This is a genomic window from Leptospira sanjuanensis (genome assembly GCF_022267325.1).
Lineage (GTDB): Bacteria > Spirochaetota > Leptospiria > Leptospirales > Leptospiraceae > Leptospira > Leptospira sanjuanensis.
The window spans coordinates 533155-549099 of record NZ_JAIZBG010000001.1; the positions used below are offsets into that span (position 1 = coordinate 533155).

Sequence of the window (15945 nt, forward strand, 5' to 3'; positions counted from 1 at the left end):
TACGTATTGGCGAACGTTGTCTCCGTCTGTGTCGCTTAACAAAAGCGGTCCTTTGTGGACCGCTTTTTTATTTTATGAAACGGCTTCGGCTCTTTATCGGATTTTGGAACCTTCCTGAATTCCTTCTCCCGGAAATAAAATCACCTCGTCTCCTTCGTTCAATCCGTCTGCGATCAACGCGTTGTCTCCGCTTCTCGCTTCCATCTTGACCTTGGTCTTCTTAGCTTTATTCTTTAGAACTCGGAATACATACCAATCTTCGCCTTCGCGGAACAAAGCGGCGGTCGGTGCGATGATTCGGTTCTCCTTTTTCTCGCTTACGATTTTACAGCGAACTTGAAAACCTTCTCCCATTTCCGGCGGAGGAGCGAAGTCTACGATCGCGCGGACTCTTTGTTCTTCCACTCCCAATGAGGAAACTTTTGTGAACGCGGCGGGTTCCACGAGTTTCAACTTGCCTTCGAGTTTTTCCCCGCCCCATCCTTCGATTTCCACGGGGTTTCCCGGATGAAGGTGAACCGCTTCCTGCGTTAATACTTCGACCGCGATTTCAAGCCGGTTCGTGTCGCCCACTTCCAAGATCGGAGTTCCCATTTCGATCGGGCCTTCGCTTTCCCGAAGAATCTTCAGCACCTTACCGTTGATAGGCGATGCGACGGAACGATCCATATCCCATTTCACGACCGCGAGAAGTTCTCCCTTTTTTACGGATTCCCCCGCGTGTTTGTGAATTCGTTTTAATACGCCGCTTACGGGAGAATAGATCGTGAATTTTTCCCGAACTCTCGTGATTCCTTCTTCCTCTACGATCTGTTGATACGTTCCTTTGACGATCTTCGCCGTTTCCGAAACCACGGGTTTGGGCCGGAGTAAAAACCAAACGAACGCGAGCACGACCAACACAACGGCGCCGATCCTAAATTTTTTATCGGAGAGAATCCGTTTGAATATTTCTTTTCGATCCATTATCATTCCCGAATCTTCAATACGGAAAGAAGATCCATATTTTTGATTTTTCTGTATAGAATAAAATAACTCAAGGCCGCGGTCCCGAGTGTCGTGAAAATCGACATTACGTAAGTTCGATACGATATGATCAACGGAATCTTAAATCCTTCCGTTTCGACCGTGTTCATTAAAAGATACGCGCAGAAATAACCGAGCAGACATCCCACCGGAAGGGAAGCTATGATTTCGAAGCCCAATTCCCCCGCAAGGATTTGAAAAACTTCCTCTTTCGTAAATCCGAGAATACGCAGACTTCCCAATTCAAATACGCGTTCGGATAAGGAGATCATCGCGGTGTTGTAAACGACTCCGATCGAAATCACGGCCGCAAAGACGAAAAGGATCGTGGTCGTCGCAAGAGTACTTCGGGACATCGTATCTGAAAAGACCTTGAGCGTTCCCTCTTTTGTGGAAACTCCCGAAATTTTCGGCACGTCCTTTAATTCCGCTAAGAGCCTGGATTCTTCCTTTGTGTCGGTCCGGAGGGCGATGAGATTCACGTTATCTCCTTCGCCTAACAGACGATTGACGGAAACGAGTTCCATGTAAGCTCCTTGTCCGAGGAGTTCCTCCACGAGTCCGTCCACTCGTACGGAGATTTTTTTGCGGTTCCCTTCCAAAACTTCCATTTCGATTTTGGAGCCGGTTTTGATTCCTAATTTGTCGGCCACGTTCGAGTTGAGAAAAATCCCCGACGTCGGCGGTGTCAGTATGTTTCTTTTTTTACCGACCAATCTTCTGAGTTTTGCATCGTTGGGAATTCCCTGCAAGGCGAGTTCTTTGGAATGATGTCCGATGCGGATTCGAATCGGGATCATTCTATATCCTTCCGCGGTCAACACGGCTTTGTCTTTTCTCAAATCGTCCACGGCCGTAAGCGACACCGGTCCTAAAAAGGAAACCGTGATCGATTCTCTTTGTAAAAGATCGAATTGGATTTCGATCATCGCGTTGACCGCGTCGCGGGAGAACATTCCCAGAACCATAATCATGACCGAGGTCGAAACTCCGAGAATGGCGACTAACGTTCGGGTCGGTCTTCTCGTAAGATTTCTGAGAATCATCCTGGATTGAGCCGAAAGCGAACCGATATACGTTTCGATCCAATTCTTTTTAAAATTCATAGGCACGGGAGGCCGCATCGCCTGAGCCGGATCCAAACGTAAAACTCGCAGGATAGAATACGCCGTTCCGGCGGCGCCCGCGAGAACGCCGATCAAAATTCCGATCAAACCGAGAGAAGGATTGAGACGAAAGTCCAAATGAGGAAAACGATAGTATTCCGAGTAAAGATCGGTCATCGCTTGGCCGAGCCAAACTCCGATGATAACCCCGAGAACGGAACCTAGTCCGCTGATGACAGTGATGATCTTCAGATAGTGAAGCGCGATTTCTATATCAGAATATCCTAATGCTTTGAGGGTCGCGATCTGTTCTCTTTCCTTGGAAATGATTCTCGTGGCGACGATATGAAGAAGAAACGCGGCGACTCCCAAAAAGATCGCGGGTAGAAAATACGCCATCGTCTTGAGTTGTTTGAACTCATCCCGTAAAAAGGAGTGTGAAGGAAGTTTGTCTCTGTCATAGGAACCGTATCCTCCATACGGTTCCAAGATCCGGTCGATTCTTTTTAAGACGGAAGTTCTATGTGCGCCGGGCGCGAACGTAAAGATCGCGTCGTTGAAAGCGCCTATCATTCCGAAGGCGTTCTCCATTCCTTTGCGATCCATCCATAAAATTCCGAAATGTTTGTCGTCGGGCAGGGGATTGGTTCCCCGAAAGATATAAACGTATTCGGGGGAAAGCGCGATTCCGACCACGGTAAGAATTCTCCGTTCGCCTTGGAGAATTCCCACGATTCGATTTCCGAGCGTAAGTTTGTTTGCGATCGAGAACGCTTCGCTTAACAAAACTTCGTTGTCTCCTTTCGGCAATCTTCCCGATCGGAGATACGGAAGATTGATTCCTTCGGTGAGCGATACGAATCTTCCCGCGGTGGGAAGAGTTTCTCCGGGAATATCCAATACTGCGTCTTGCACGATCCGGGTGCGGACGACTCCGATTCCCGGAACGTTGGACAATTCTTCCAACTTCGATTCGGGCGCCCGTTTGAGGGAGACGAATCCCTGCGCAAAATACGAGGATACGTAGAATTTTGCGCGAGCTTCGTATAACGAGTCGTAGGCGCTGCGGGATGAGATGAAAATTCCCACGCCTGCCGCGACGACCAAGGCGATCGTGATTCCTTGCGCCTTCAGCGTTTTCATTTCCCGAAAGACTTTTCGGTCGAGCATTTTCACCAGTGCAATTCCCCCGATGTTTTCTTACGGGAATTTTTGCGGTTAGACGTTACGGAGCCGTCCCTCATCTCGACGACTCGATCCGCCATTTCCGCGATGATCGCGTTATGCGTGATTACCACCGTCGTCGTTCCGAGTTCGGCGTTGACTTTCGAAATCGCGTCCAATACGATTCTTCCGGTTTTGAAATCGAGCGCGCCCGTAGGTTCGTCGCAAAGCAGAACGTCCGGTCGTTTTGCGATCGCTCTCGCGATCGCGACTCTCTGTTGTTCTCCTCCCGATAATTGCGCCGGAAAGTGATCCTTGCGTTCGAGCAAGCCGACCAAGTCCAACGCTTCTTCCGAACGCATCGGATCGGAACTGAGTTCGGTCACGAGGGAAACGTTTTCCAGAGCGGTCAAACTCGGAATTAGATTATAAAATTGGAATACGAATCCGATATGATTTCTGCGATAAAGAGTGAGACTTTCGTCGTCCGAAGAAAATAGGTCCTTGTTTCGAAAGCGGACAAAGCCGGAAGTCGGAGTGTCCAATCCTCCGAGAATGTTGAGCAAGGTGGATTTTCCGGAACCGGAGGGTCCGAGTAGAACGACGAATTCTCCGGATCGGAGTTCCAGGTCTACGGAGTGAAGAGCGGGGACTTCGACTTCTCCCATTTTGTAGATCTTTCCGATCCCCTGCGCTTCGAATACGATTTCGGATTTTTTCCCGGTTTTCCGCGTCATTTCAGGAAACCATTCTGCGGATTTTTTGAACGAGGGAAAACAAAAATTATCCGATTCAGACTTGATTTACGTCATCGGAATCGTATTGTTTACCGGACGTACCGCGAACTTCGCGTACACTTTTTACGGAAGGAAATATTTTTTACTATGCCTCCTCACGGTCCGCCTCCGCCGCCCGGTCTGCCGATTCCGGAAATTTCTTTCACGATCACGATCTTTTCCATTCTCGTTCTTTGGTTTAAACGTCATCGTTTTTCGTTCGATCGATGGTTCGTGTTTTTTCTGATCGCTTTGAGTTGTCTTCACGTCGCTCATATTCTCAAGAGAAGTTTCGGGAGAATCTATTTCGATTTTTTTCATATACCGCAGCTTTTGTTCGGCCCATTGTTCTTTTTGTATTTGAAGGACATTTTGGGAATCGGAGTTCGTAAGAACGATCGGATTCATTTTGTTCCGTATTTAACGTTCGTCGTTTTGTTCTCCGTTCTGAGAATCGTTCCCGCTGCGGAACCGTTTTACGATTTGTTTTTCGGCCGGGACGGATGGGCTTTGCGGATCGTTACGTTTCTTTCCCTGCTTTCCTACTGCACATTCGGTTTTTATTATATTTTAAAAGCGGAAAGGGAGAGCGGCAATCCCCTGTTCGAATCCCTCCAATTCGGCTGGTTGAAAGTCATGATCGGCCTTGTAGTCGGGATCGTTTTGTATCACGGTGCGGGTTTTGTGCTGAGTCAGATTTCTCATTCTCCAGAACGTCCGCCCGTACTGCCTCCGATCCGCGGTTTCGACATTCTTGCGTTTACGATTCTTTTTTCCTTGTTCGGGGTTCGACAGAGCATTCTTCATTCCGCTTGGCTTTTAGGTCAGGGGAGCGCGTTCGACGGAATTAAAAAAAGAAAATACGAGCGTTCCGGTTTGGAAACGGATCGACTGAAGAATTATGTTCAAGCGGTCAAACAGCACATGGATTCGGAGAAGCCGTATTTGGACAGCGAATTCTCCCTCGACCAACTTGCGGATCGTTTACGGTTTCCAAGAGCACATATCACGCAGGCCCTCAACGAGGTCTTGGAAACGAATTTTTATAATTTCGTGAACGAATATCGGGTGAAAGAATTCATTCGTCTGGTGGATTCCGCTCCGGAAGAAAAGATTGCGGTTTTGAGTCTAGCCTTTGATGCGGGTTTCAATTCCAAATCCACGTTCAATCAGTCCTTTAAAAGAATCACGGGAACGACCCCTTCTTTGTATCTTTCCGAAAAAAAGCAAAAAAAAGAGTCTTAGCCGATTTGTTCGGTCGACGATTTTCGTCCACTTGCATATACTTGAGTGCCATTGCAAAAGGGTGCCTGATTCGGCACGGGCGCTCGATATAAAGGAGAAAATATGATTCAAAAAACGATTCTAATCTTACTCATCACGGCCTCTTTCGTAGTCTGCAAAAAGGATTCGAACAGCAACGATGATCTTACGATCGCAACCTTGGGCGTGATCGCGGCTACGGGATTTTGTAACGGAAGTCTCGCGACTACGGGAACAAGCGTTTCCAAACAAACGGCTACGATCGATTCTTCCTCGGGCTGTGTAACGGGTGTCGTTACCTGTATGGATACGGCCCTTCCTTCTTGGATTAAAGACAACTTTAAATGTTCTACGGCGTATGTTTCCGGTTCGAACTACATTTTCAAATCGCAGAACGTCCCGAATACGAAAAGTTATTATTACGGAAGCACTTCTCCTTTGTTCGAAGCCCTTCCGGGCGGAAATTCTCCCGCGGGAACCAACTCGATTTCCAGCCAACGGCTGGTTTATTTGATTCCTTCCACTCCTGCGAAAGGAACGGGAACGGTGAGCACACAAGGCGGTCTCGTTTCCATCGGAATCACGGTGAACGGTCTTGCCATCTTCAACAACGCAGCGGCTCCTCCCGATACTCTCGCGGTGGAAGCGATGACGTTTGACAACTTCGGAGGTCACCCGCAAAACCAAGGGGTCTATCACCATCACGCTGCCGTTACGAAAATCAGCAACAACGACGCGAACCTGATCGGAATCATCCTGGACGGTTATGCGGTTTACGGTGAAAAATGCGATAACGGAACCGCCGCAACGGGAGATGATTTTGTTCCTGGAGATTTAGATTCTTTGCACGGTCACACTAGAGCAACGGTTCACTTTCCGACCGCAACCTATCACTATCACTACGTAATGGACGCGACCGCAACGATCAAGACTCTCATGGGTTCTTATTTTTACGGTGTCATCGGAAGTGTTTCGAACTAAACCTTTTTTTCTCTCACTCGTTTTCTTGACGGCCTTTTTTTGGATTGGCTGTCAAGGAGGCGATACGGTGGAACACACCGATTCCAATCTCGTCTTCTTTAAGGACAAACTCTATTACAAACGAAACCTCTTTACCGGAATCCTGAGAACGGACGTTTCCGCGTTAGGCGAAACCCAGACCGCGCGTTATAAGGACGGATTGGAGGACGGAGAATTTCTTTCCGTCAACAAGGACGGCCGCGTGCTGGAACGGAGATTCTTTCGCGAAGGATTGAAGGAAGGAGTTCACCGAGCCTGGTATCCGAACGGGAACAACCGCTTTTACTCGGAATTTCGTTCCGGAAAATACGTAAACGACCGTTGGGAATGGTATGAAAACGGAAAACCTTCCCTTTACGAAAAGTTCGACGAGAATGGAAAACTGATCGTGGTGAAAAAGTGGAATCGAAACGGACAAATTTACATGAACACCGTGATCGCCGCCGACGGAAGTTCCCTGGGACTTCCCGGAAGCAAGATTTGCGAGCCCATCAAAAAAGCGAATTGAAGAATTCTTGTCGGATCGACGCGGCTTACGCGGTATAAAACCATGAAAAAAATTCAAATATTCGTATATTCTATTTTACTCATTTTATTTACGGCCGCTTGCAGAGGCGATAAGGAAACGTTTAATCCCGAGTTGACGTATTCTTCCTCGCCGAAGGCGGGCATTCTTCCGTATTTCAAAGGCGCCGTGATGGATCCTTTTTGGCCGGAAGCGGACGGAAAACTTCCCGAAGATCTCAAAAAAGTGCCCGAGATTTCGCTCGTTTCGCACGAGAACAAGGAATTCAACAACCGCGATTTGAGGGACAAATACACGTTGGTCGTTTTCTTTTACGCGAAGTGCAAGGGAATTTGTCCGATGATCACGCGCAACATGATGAACTTTGTTCCTAAAATCGCGGATCAAAAGGACGTTCAGATCGTTTCGATTTCGATCAATCCCGAGATCGATAACGTCGAGATTTTGAAGAAGTTTCGAAGCCAATACAGGATCACTCAGAATAATTGGACCTTTTTAACGGGTTCTCAAAAAACGATCTACAATCTTGCGAGAAACGAATTCGGCGCGGACGTCAAAGTCATTCAAGGTAAGGACGACCTCAACGATTTCGTTCATACCGAGAACGTCTTTCTCCTCGACCGCAAGCAATATCTAAGAGGAATCTACCGGGCGAAAGGATACGGGGATTTGGAACGGCTGAAGATCGAACTGGAAACGTTGCGGGAATCCGATCGGAAAAATTCTTCCGTGTCGATGTCCGGGTTTTGATCTTAAGGAAATGCCGAATCGGTGGAAAACAGGGTTGAGTTGCGAACCGCCGTTAAACGAACGCAAAGTATGAACGCTTTTTAATATACCTTCAACTTAATATGTTTACTCATCAATTTGAAATGTTTATCCAATGTGAATAGTATCGCCTTGTTCTGAATCGCGTTCTGAGCGATTATCAGATCGGGAATTCCTACCTTATTGATTCCGTTTTTAAGATTCGAAATTTGATAATCTATAATTTGTTTCCAGTCGATTTCTAAGGTAAGACGTTCGATCACTTCCAAAGCTGCGACAATTTTCGATTGTTTTTTCGTTTTTAGAAAAGGAATCAATTCCGCTAAGATGAGGTCGTTCGTGTAAACGTTTTCATTGTCGATCAATTCGTCGACTTTGCTCGAAATCGGCGAGTTTGCGTCCCGAAAATAATCGATCCAAACGGATGAATCCAATAAAATTCTGCTCACCGCTTCCGCATCTCGTCTAGGTTGATTCTTAAATTAACGACTCCCTTATATTTTTTAAGATTTTTCACTTTTTCCCTCCGAATCAAAGAAGCGAGTCCTTCCTTGATTACGTCTGTTTTCGTTTTTAAGTGAGTTAATCTCATCGCTTCTAAAAACAATTCCTCTGGAATATCCACGGTCGTTCTCATAGTATGCATAGCATGTTTGATTTATATGCACTGTCAAATCCGATTCTTTTTTCGGATGAGGGAGTATCTAAAGGTCGGCTCGGGAACGGCTGAAGATCGAACTGGAAACGTTGCGGGAATCCGATCGGAAAAATTCTTCTGTGTCGATGTCCGTGTTTTGATCTTAAGGAAATGCCGAATCGGCGGAAAACAGGGTTGAGCTGCGAACCGCCGTTAAACGAACGCACAGAACAAAAAATTAAATTCTCGTTCGTTCTCCGTAAAAAAAATTCGAATTTACGCGCTCGACTTTGCACGCGCGGAACCGCTCCGAGCGAGGGAGAATTCTTCCTCGCATACAGGAGCATCGTATGAAAAATTTAGCGCATATCATTCTGGACGGAAATCTCACGGCCGATCCGGAACTCAAAACCTTAAACAGCGGCAAGAACGTAGCGACGTTTACACTTGCGGTCAATCACGATTATAAGTCCACTCCCGAAGAACCGGGCGAGGTTTCGTATGTGGAAATCGAGTTGTGGGAGAGACAAGCGGTCAATGCGAACGAGTATCTCAAAAAGGGAAAGAAGGCGACTGTGATCGGCGAATTGCGTCAAGATCGATGGAAGGCTCAAGACGGAAGCAATCGGAGCAAGTTGAAAGTGATCGGTCATACGGTTCGTTTCGACGGCTTGCCGGGAAGGAAAGAAAGGGAAGCGGCGTAAATCTGCGTTAGAAGAATGGTCGACGGGCGTCTCAAAGGCGCTCGTCGCCGTTTCGATTTCGGAAGAACGAAACGTTTCGCCAACGATCTTTGCGATTCTGAGACAAAATCCGAATTAAATTTTCCGTAAAATCAGAGCGTAACGTTCTTCCATCTTCTCCATAAAAAAGAAGCGGGGAATGCGACCAAATACATAATCAATCCGTAAAGTAGAATCGTAATCAAAACCTTGGGATCGCCGGATTGTTCCTGCGCGAGCAGCAACGCGAGAGAAAGATTGCGGATTCCGCTTACGATTCCGATGCTTCTTCGATCGTCCGCTTTTTCGCGGAAAAGATAAATCCCGCTCGTAAACGAAACGACGATTAAAAGAAACAGGACGATCCAGATTAAAACTCCGAATTCTAGAATTTCTTTTCCGTATTTGATTCCTAAATAAAGAATCGAGAATGCGAGCGAGACGTTGCTGATTCTTACCAAAATAGGAAGAATGCGCAACGACAAAGGTTCGTTAGTCCTTCGAGTCCAGATTCCCAATCCTAACGGAATTCCGAAAAATACGAGTCCGATCGAAAGAAGTTTCGGAAGAACCGAAAAGGTTTGTCCTATTTCCGAAAACGAATTTCCGCCATACAAGGTGATTAGAATCGGCGCGGAAAATAGGCTCGTGAAATTCAAAAGGCTCAACAGAACGGCTCCGGTCGCGGGAGCGCCTTTCGCTTTTAAGATAAAAAGTCCGGCCGAGGCTCCTCCGCCCGAACAAGCGCAGAGAAAAATTCCCAAGCTGATCGCGGGAGAAAGTTCGAACATTCTGCAAAGAAGAAACGCGAGAATCGGCAGAGTAACGAGATTCAATATACAAACCCCGAGCCCCGTCAGAGCGGTTTTACGGATCGAATCGAGTTGGGCTGGAATCAATTCCAAACCGAGGGAACTCATCGAAGATAAGGCCAATACCATCAAAGCGGCTTCCAACATAATTCTTTTGCAATTTTCCCCGATTTCGTAAAATTGCAATCAAAGATAAGGGTTCCGTTTATGAACCGAAGAGTCCAAGAAAGTAGGAGATCCTACAGGGGAAGAAGATGGGATTTCGCCGAAAGATCCGGAAAATGAAGGAGTTCCAACACAAGTTGTTCCGACAAATCACCTGTACGTGCTTTCCTATGGACTCAATTCGAATTTCAAAAATCTTGGTTGTAAGAGTTCCCACACTTTCCAAAAAATTAACTTCTTACCGAAGCGAAGGAGTTCCCACAGTTCAATTCACGTTATGAGTTCCCGTAAAATCACAGTCTTACAAGTCCAAGAGCCGACCCGTTCCATTTCCTTTCTGACTCGAATTCCCGAGGAAGAATTACCGCACTATCGAAATTCCCTGCCGCAAGGATTTCGCGAAGAAGTCGATTGCGACGAGGACACGGTCTTATTTCTTCATACAAACTTCTCGCCGTTGTCGTTTGAAACCGTACGGGAACCCCTGTTTCTCCCTAAAAACGAAATGATCCCCGTGGTCGCGATCGATCCGCAAGGTAAGATTCTCATGCAGGCGTTCGGAAACGAAGAAAGTCAAACTCTTACGATCGATACCGGTTACGCGCACTATTTCAGCCGATCTAGAAATCAACTCTGGAAAAAAGGGGATACTTCGGGACATACGCAGAAAATTCTTCGGATTCTAACGCCGTCCGACCGTTCTTTTTTGGTCTATCAAGTGGAACAGGAAGTGGCGGCCTGCCACGAAGGATATTACAGTTGTTTTTTTCGAGAAAGAACGCCGAACGGAGAATGGAAACCGCTTCCGGTCCCTCGAAATTTTCTTCCAGAAAAGAGCTGAAATTGCAATCTGACCCTGGACCGATTCGAAAATTCGCCGAAGGATAAAAAGAAGAAGGAGTTCCAACATTTTCAGGAAAAACGCGCGCTTATGAATCTAAAGAAATTTTTGATATACTCCGGATTAACGGTCGCGGCTCTTTTGCTGATCGCGATCACCGCCTTCTTCATCGTAGACGAACTCAAAGGAGGAGCGGTCGGTGCGGGTCAAACCAAGATCGATCTTTTGATCGAATCGGGCGACACTCCGGGCAAGATCGTGGAAACGTTGTCCACACACGGGATGATCAAGTCTTCCAAATACTTTCTCTACCTGGTTCGTTTTACGAGAAGCGCGGGAAAGATCAAACAGGGACTTTACGAAATCAACGACGGAATGGATTCGAGAAAGATTCTTCAGGTCATCACGGAAGGCCGGGTCAAACTCGTTCACTTTACCATTCCGGAAGGTTACAACAACCGTCAAATCGGAGATCTTCTTACCTCCAAAAAGATCATATCCAAACGTCAGGATTTTCTACTCGCAGCGAGCGAACCCGAACTCCTGAGAGAGTTTAAAATTCCCGCGACTTCCGCGGAAGGATATTTGTTTCCCGAGACATACAGCATTCCGATCAATTATCCGGTGGATAAAATCGTGCGGATGATGTTGAAACGTTTTTACGTTCGGATCGCGAAAATCGAAAAAGCGAAAAATCTATCTCCGGCAGAACTTCATAAATTCGTAATATTGGCGTCGGTCGTAGAACGCGAAGCCAAACGAAACGAGGAACGTCCTTTGATGGCGGGCGTATTCAACAACCGTCTCAAACGGGATATGCCTTTGGAATCCTGCGCGACGATTCAATATCTTTTTGACAAACCGCACAGCCGGATATTCGAAAAGGATCTGAAGATCGTTTCTCCGTATAACACGTATTTGAACAAGGGATTTCCGCCGGGACCGATTTCCAATCCCGGATATCCGGCTCTTGAAGCGGCCTTTTATCCGAAAGAATCGGAATATCTATTCTTCCTCTTGAAAGGGGACGGATATCACTACTTCGCAAAAACACTCAAAGAACACTTGGAAGCGAAGAAGAAATACATCGACGTTCTTTACGACTAAAAAAATAAAAGCCGCGTTTTGCTAAAACGACATCGTTTATAGAAGGCGGGCGCGTTCGGAGTTGATTCGGGCGCTCCTGCTCGATCCGATCGATCGACGAGGATCGTATTCAAAAAATCGCAGGCCGAGCTTGTTCCGCGCTCCGGCTTCGCCTTCGGTCGGCTTTCGCCGACTGCGTTGCACGCTCCACATCTCTAGCGCAAAAAGGCCCGGTCCGCGTAAAAATTCTTCTGTACAGAAAAGGAAAGATATTGTCGAATAAAGAAAAGAAGGTCCAAGCCGATTCGGAAACGAAGTTTTTTGGGACCGTTCTTGGATCGAAAGCTATCGTATGAAAACTCGCGACCTGGAAATCAAAAACGTAACACAAGAACTGATCGAAGTTCAGAAAGCTCTGAACGTATTTCGTGAAAAACAGAAAAACCGCGAATCCCTGGACGAAGCGGCGATCGAATTCGTGACCAAAGCCGACCTGGTCATTCAAAGAGCGGAACGAAAAGAAATCTTTCTGACCGAGGATCAAAAAAGAAGGATCAAAAACAACCTCTTACGAATCCGCTCCTCTTTGGTTCGCAATCAAGCTTCGTAAGAAAAGCGCTTCCGCGCATTCGAAACCATCCGCTTTCCGGCGAAAAAAACTCGATTCTCCCTTTCCAACGCGACTGATTTCGCGGAAGTCTTGTCTCCAAATCCTTTTTGACACCCCAGGGCGGTAAAAATAGCCTATCTCCAGTGGAAAAGATTGAAGTCGGTGTAATCGCTGCGGCGGGCAAGGGGACCCGAGCCTATCCTCGGACAACTTACATTCCCAAACCCTTGTTCGAGTTTCAGGGGAAAACCATTCTCGAACGAAACGTTGAGCTGATGCAGAACACGTTCAAGGTCAAAAAAATCTACGTCCTGGTCGGTCACCTGAAAGAGATGGTGATCGCCGAAATCCAAAAGATCCAAAACAAATACCGCAACATCGAAATCATTCCTTCTCCTTGGACTACGAGAGGCCTTGCGAGCGATATCGCGAGTTTGGAACCGCAGATCCGTTCTCCGTTTATCACGATCCTCGGAGACGAGTTTTACTTTCATCCCGATCACAAGAAGTTTACGGACACGTTTCGGAAATATCCGAAACTCATCGCTTCCATCGGAGTTCAAAAAACTTCTCTTCTCTCTAGAATCCGGAAGAATTATTCCGTGGAACTCAAAGGGGATCGGATTCTAGAACTCGTGGAAAAACCCTCCGATCCTCCGAACGATCTTCTCGGTTTGGGAAGTTATCTTTTTACTCCCGCGTTCTTCGAATATTTTAAAACGACCCCTCCTTCCGCAAAGAGCGGAGTGATCGAGATCACGGACGTCATCGATCGGATGGCAAAGGACAGCGGAAAAGTTTACGCTACGACCCTCGACGTGGAATACTTCAACATCAATTCGATGCAGGATTATCATCACGCGGTTTACGAAATTCGAAACGAGGAATTCGCCCGTTTTAAAACGACATTGATCGTTCCCACGAAAAACAACGAACGTTCCATCGCGGACGTGATCGTGGACTTCAAAGGCAAGGTCGACGAGATTCTCGTCGTAGACGCAGGTTCCACGGATAAAACATTAGAAATTTCTAAAAAAGAAAAAGCGAAAGTGATTTCTTATGAACCGGAGAATGAGTTCGAAAAGAACGCGGACCTGTTCGGGAATCAGATTCGCCGGGGAATCAACGCCGCATCCGGGGACATCGCGATCGTAGTGACGCCGGACGGATCGTACAGGTCCAAGGATTATCCGAAACTTTTGGAATACCTCAAGGATTCGGATATGGTTATCGGAACAAGAACGACCCGTCAGATGATCGAACAAGGCTCCAACCTTCTTCCGGGAGTGCGTGTAATCAATCTTATCCTCGGTAAACTCATCGAGGTTTTCTGGTGGGGAATGGAACCTCGTTTTACGGACGCGATGTGTTCTTACTTCGCGATTTGGAAGGATTCGTATGCGAAGATCGAACCGGATCTCGAAATGAAGGACCAGAGAATCATTCCCGAACTCATGATGGAAACGGTGCGTTCATATATGCGCTGTATCGAAATTCCGATTTCGTATTATCGTCCGATCGAATCCGTGAAAAAGAACATGGCCCGCGAATTCTTTTCCATCGTTAGGCTTATGTTTAAGAAGAAATGGCTTGGAAGCTGAAGAAACCGAACGGAACCGAAAGATCGAACAAAAATTCGATTTAGAATATTGTAATTTTAGAATATAGAAAAGGGATATTTATGGCAAAGAAAGTTTTAGTGACCGGCGGATGCGGATTTTTGGGATCTCACGTCTGCGAATTGTTCCGCAAACAAGGTTGGGACGTGATCAGCTACGATAGCATGACCAAATACGAACTGAAAAGAACCGGTTACGGCACCGAAGCCACGAGAGAATACAACTGGAATTATTTGCAGGGAATCGGAGTCACGATGGTTAAGGGTGATATCCGCAACCTCGAACACCTAATGGATCGTACCACAGGCTGCGACTTTATCGTTCATACCGCCGCTCAACCCGCGATGACGATTTCTTGGGAAGATCCGGAATTGGACATGACGACTAACGTTGTCGGGACATTTAACGTTCTCGAAGTCGCCCGCAAAAGAAATATTCCCGTCGTAAACACGAGTTCCATCCACGTTTACGGAAACTCGATCAACGATACTCTCAAAGAAGGAGCGACTTCCTACGAAAGAACTCCGGTTGCGATCGGAGAGGATCAACCCGTGATGGTCGGGGAAATTTCTCCTCTTCACGCTTCCAAGATGAGTGCGGAACACTACGTGAGAACGTATGTCGACATGTATAAGATCAAGGCCGCTTCTTTCCGTTTTACCGGAATTTACGGAGAGCGTCAGTTCGGCGGAGAGGATCACGGTTGGGTCGCGAACTTCGCGATTCGTTCCGTATTCGGTTGGCCTCTGAGAATTTTCGGAACCGGCAAACAGGCGCGCGATATTCTTTACGCGGCGGACGGAGCGGAAAGTTATCTGCGTTGGTTCGAAAATCCGACTCCTGGAGTTTTTAACATCGGCGGCGGACCGGATCATAAGATTTCTTTATTAGAATGTATTCATATGATCGGAGACATTCTCGGCAAAAAACAGGAGATTCAATTCGACGTGGAAAGACCGGGAGATATGCGTTACTTTATCTGCGACATTACCAAAGCGAAGAAGTTCGGATTCAATCCTAAGTTCAAGCCGAAAGAAGGCGTGGAACGTTTGATTCGCTGGATCGAAGCCGATAAGTCCGTATTCGAAGTTAAAAAATGAAGAATCTGGTCGTTATCCCGGCTTACAACGAAGAAGAAACGATTCGAGAAGTCGTCGAACGAGCCTTGAAATATTCGGACGTGATCGTCGTCGACGACGCGTCCAAGGACAAAACTCCGGAGATTCTAAAGGCGTTGATCAAAAAACATCCGAAGAAGTTGTTTACGATCCGTCACGAAAAGAACACTCACATACCCGGCGGCATTCAGGACGGAATGAAGTTCGCCGTCGAAAAAAAATACGATTCCGTCGTGACGATGGATGCGGGACTTTCGCACGATCCGGATAAACTTCCCGAGTTTTTCAACACGGATGCGGATCTCGTGATCGGAAGCCGGGTGACTTCGAACGGAGTTCCGTTTTACAGAAAAGTAATCTCCTTTCTCGCTGCGAAAGTGATGAATTACTGCATTTCTCCCGGTCTTTTCGATATCTTTGGTTATCGTCTGAGGGACTGCACGTCCGGTTATCGGAAATATTCCAAACGTGCCTTTACTTGGATAGCACAGTCCAAGCTAGAATCGGTCGCATTCGACTTTCACATGGAAGCCTTATCCATCGTCGCAAAAAATCAAGGCACGATCCGGGAAGTCGGAATTCATTACGTATTTTCCAATTCTTCCTTCAATCGCAGGGTCTTAAAACAGGCGATCTCGTTCGCGCTCAAACTTCTTCGCAGAAAACTCAATCCGATCGGTTAAGAA

At 46.9% G+C, this 15945-nt stretch carries 17 protein-coding genes; 11 read left to right on the plus strand and 6 right to left on the minus strand.

The window, feature by feature from the left end; translation table 11 throughout:
- Window positions 1-93: 93 nt before the first annotated feature.
- From LFX25_RS02530 to LFX25_RS02540, 3 genes are read right to left on the minus strand one after another with little or no spacing between them, the layout of a single operon-like run.
- On the minus strand, window positions 94-966 hold the full coding sequence (locus tag LFX25_RS02530; RefSeq protein ID WP_238728728.1) for an efflux RND transporter periplasmic adaptor subunit: 873 nt from the start codon (window positions 964-966) through the stop codon (window positions 94-96).
- A gap of 2 nt (window positions 967-968) precedes the next feature.
- Window positions 969-3275 carry an ABC transporter permease gene (locus tag LFX25_RS02535; RefSeq protein ID WP_238728729.1) on the minus strand — a complete coding sequence of 769 codons (2307 nt, stop codon included), beginning with the start codon at window positions 3273-3275 and terminating at the stop codon, window positions 969-971.
- Window positions 3276-3304: 29 nt separating this feature from the next.
- Window positions 3305-4033: an ABC transporter ATP-binding protein gene (locus tag LFX25_RS02540; protein ID WP_238728730.1), complete on the minus strand. Its 729-nt coding sequence runs from the start codon at window positions 4031-4033 to the stop codon at window positions 3305-3307.
- 147 nt (window positions 4034-4180) lie between these two features.
- Between LFX25_RS02540 and LFX25_RS02545 the strand changes: the two genes are divergently transcribed.
- The 4 genes from LFX25_RS02545 (at window position 4181) to LFX25_RS02560 (ending at window position 7631) form a co-directional block, all read left to right on the plus strand.
- The gene (locus LFX25_RS02545) at window positions 4181-5317 is read left to right on the plus strand and encodes a helix-turn-helix domain-containing protein (protein ID WP_238728731.1); all 1137 of its coding nucleotides are present in this window, start codon (window positions 4181-4183) and stop codon (window positions 5315-5317) included.
- Between the two features lie 102 nt (window positions 5318-5419).
- The gene (locus tag LFX25_RS02550; protein WP_238728732.1) at window positions 5420-6316 is read left to right on the plus strand and encodes a YHYH protein; all 897 of its coding nucleotides are present in this window, start codon (window positions 5420-5422) and stop codon (window positions 6314-6316) included.
- The gene (locus LFX25_RS02555) at window positions 6303-6863 is read left to right on the plus strand and encodes a toxin-antitoxin system YwqK family antitoxin (RefSeq protein ID WP_238728733.1); all 561 of its coding nucleotides are present in this window, start codon (window positions 6303-6305) and stop codon (window positions 6861-6863) included. Before LFX25_RS02550 ends, LFX25_RS02555 begins: the two co-directional genes overlap by 14 nt.
- 42 nt (window positions 6864-6905) lie before the next feature.
- On the plus strand, window positions 6906-7631 hold the full coding sequence (locus LFX25_RS02560) for an SCO family protein (RefSeq protein ID WP_238728734.1): 726 nt from the start codon (window positions 6906-6908) through the stop codon (window positions 7629-7631).
- Window positions 7632-7711: 80 nt separating this feature from the next.
- On the opposite strand, the gene LFX25_RS02565 is transcribed toward LFX25_RS02560, so the two are convergent.
- A complete protein-coding gene (locus tag LFX25_RS02565; RefSeq protein ID WP_238728735.1) occupies window positions 7712-8098 on the minus strand; it encodes a PIN domain-containing protein in 387 nt (128 codons plus the stop codon).
- Window positions 8095-8286, minus strand: coding sequence for a type II toxin-antitoxin system VapB family antitoxin (locus LFX25_RS02570; RefSeq protein ID WP_238731479.1), 192 nt, complete (start codon window positions 8284-8286; stop codon window positions 8095-8097). The genes LFX25_RS02565 and LFX25_RS02570 overlap by 4 nt, the downstream gene beginning before the upstream one ends.
- A gap of 350 nt (window positions 8287-8636) precedes the next feature.
- Here LFX25_RS02570 and LFX25_RS02575 point away from each other — a divergent pair, with 350 nt between their 5' ends.
- Window positions 8637-8990: a single-stranded DNA-binding protein gene (locus LFX25_RS02575; protein ID WP_118957905.1), complete on the plus strand. Its 354-nt coding sequence runs from the start codon at window positions 8637-8639 to the stop codon at window positions 8988-8990.
- A gap of 131 nt (window positions 8991-9121) precedes the next feature.
- Here the strand turns inward: LFX25_RS02575 and LFX25_RS02580 are convergent, their stop codons facing one another.
- Window positions 9122-9967: a bile acid:sodium symporter family protein gene (locus LFX25_RS02580; protein WP_238728736.1), complete on the minus strand. Its 846-nt coding sequence runs from the start codon at window positions 9965-9967 to the stop codon at window positions 9122-9124.
- A 295-nt stretch (window positions 9968-10262) separates the two neighbouring features.
- On the opposite strand from LFX25_RS02580, the gene LFX25_RS02585 reads away from it, so the two are divergent.
- The 6 genes from LFX25_RS02585 (at window position 10263) to LFX25_RS02610 (ending at window position 15942) form a co-directional block, all read left to right on the plus strand.
- Window positions 10263-10826: a phosphoribosyl-AMP cyclohydrolase gene (locus LFX25_RS02585; protein WP_238728737.1), complete on the plus strand. Its 564-nt coding sequence runs from the start codon at window positions 10263-10265 to the stop codon at window positions 10824-10826.
- A 90-nt stretch (window positions 10827-10916) separates the two neighbouring features.
- On the plus strand, window positions 10917-11933 hold the full coding sequence (gene mltG, locus LFX25_RS02590) for an endolytic transglycosylase MltG (protein WP_238728738.1): 1017 nt from the start codon (window positions 10917-10919) through the stop codon (window positions 11931-11933).
- A 331-nt stretch (window positions 11934-12264) separates the two neighbouring features.
- Window positions 12265-12522, plus strand: a complete 258-nt coding sequence (locus LFX25_RS02595) for a hypothetical protein (protein ID WP_118957925.1) — start codon at window positions 12265-12267, stop codon at window positions 12520-12522.
- A gap of 143 nt (window positions 12523-12665) precedes the next feature.
- The gene (locus LFX25_RS02600; RefSeq protein WP_238728739.1) at window positions 12666-14123 is read left to right on the plus strand and encodes a sugar phosphate nucleotidyltransferase; all 1458 of its coding nucleotides are present in this window, start codon (window positions 12666-12668) and stop codon (window positions 14121-14123) included.
- A gap of 80 nt (window positions 14124-14203) precedes the next feature.
- Window positions 14204-15241, plus strand: coding sequence for an NAD-dependent epimerase/dehydratase family protein (locus tag LFX25_RS02605; RefSeq protein ID WP_238728740.1), 1038 nt, complete (start codon window positions 14204-14206; stop codon window positions 15239-15241).
- Window positions 15238-15942 carry a glycosyltransferase gene (locus LFX25_RS02610; RefSeq protein WP_238728741.1) on the plus strand — a complete coding sequence of 235 codons (705 nt, stop codon included), beginning with the start codon at window positions 15238-15240 and terminating at the stop codon, window positions 15940-15942. The genes LFX25_RS02605 and LFX25_RS02610 overlap by 4 nt, the downstream gene beginning before the upstream one ends.
- Window positions 15943-15945 lie beyond the last annotated feature (3 nt).

Excerpts from the sequence above, each read along its gene's own strand:
- LFX25_RS02570 (WP_238731479.1), bottom strand. The coding sequence starts at position 8,286 with ATGAGAACGACCGTGGATATTCCAGAGGAATTGTTTTTAGAAGCGATG.
- LFX25_RS02545 (WP_238728731.1), top strand. The coding sequence starts at position 4,181 with ATGCCTCCTCACGGTCCGCCTCCGCCGCCCGGTCTGCCGATTCCGGAA.
- LFX25_RS02575 (WP_118957905.1), top strand. The coding sequence starts at position 8,637 with ATGAAAAATTTAGCGCATATCATTCTGGACGGAAATCTCACGGCCGAT.
- LFX25_RS02530 (WP_238728728.1), bottom strand. The coding sequence starts at position 966 with ATGGATCGAAAAGAAATATTCAAACGGATTCTCTCCGATAAAAAATTT.
- LFX25_RS02580 (WP_238728736.1), bottom strand. The coding sequence starts at position 9,967 with ATGTTGGAAGCCGCTTTGATGGTATTGGCCTTATCTTCGATGAGTTCC.
- LFX25_RS02605 (WP_238728740.1), top strand. The coding sequence starts at position 14,204 with ATGGCAAAGAAAGTTTTAGTGACCGGCGGATGCGGATTTTTGGGATCT.
- LFX25_RS02595 (WP_118957925.1), top strand. The coding sequence starts at position 12,265 with ATGAAAACTCGCGACCTGGAAATCAAAAACGTAACACAAGAACTGATC.
- LFX25_RS02610 (WP_238728741.1), top strand. The coding sequence starts at position 15,238 with ATGAAGAATCTGGTCGTTATCCCGGCTTACAACGAAGAAGAAACGATT.
- LFX25_RS02585 (WP_238728737.1), top strand. The coding sequence starts at position 10,263 with ATGAGTTCCCGTAAAATCACAGTCTTACAAGTCCAAGAGCCGACCCGT.
- LFX25_RS02560 (WP_238728734.1), top strand. The coding sequence starts at position 6,906 with ATGAAAAAAATTCAAATATTCGTATATTCTATTTTACTCATTTTATTT.
- LFX25_RS02535 (WP_238728729.1), bottom strand. The coding sequence starts at position 3,275 with ATGAAAACGCTGAAGGCGCAAGGAATCACGATCGCCTTGGTCGTCGCG.
- LFX25_RS02540 (WP_238728730.1), bottom strand. The coding sequence starts at position 4,033 with ATGACGCGGAAAACCGGGAAAAAATCCGAAATCGTATTCGAAGCGCAG.
- mltG (WP_238728738.1), top strand. The coding sequence starts at position 10,917 with ATGAATCTAAAGAAATTTTTGATATACTCCGGATTAACGGTCGCGGCT.
- LFX25_RS02550 (WP_238728732.1), top strand. The coding sequence starts at position 5,420 with ATGATTCAAAAAACGATTCTAATCTTACTCATCACGGCCTCTTTCGTA.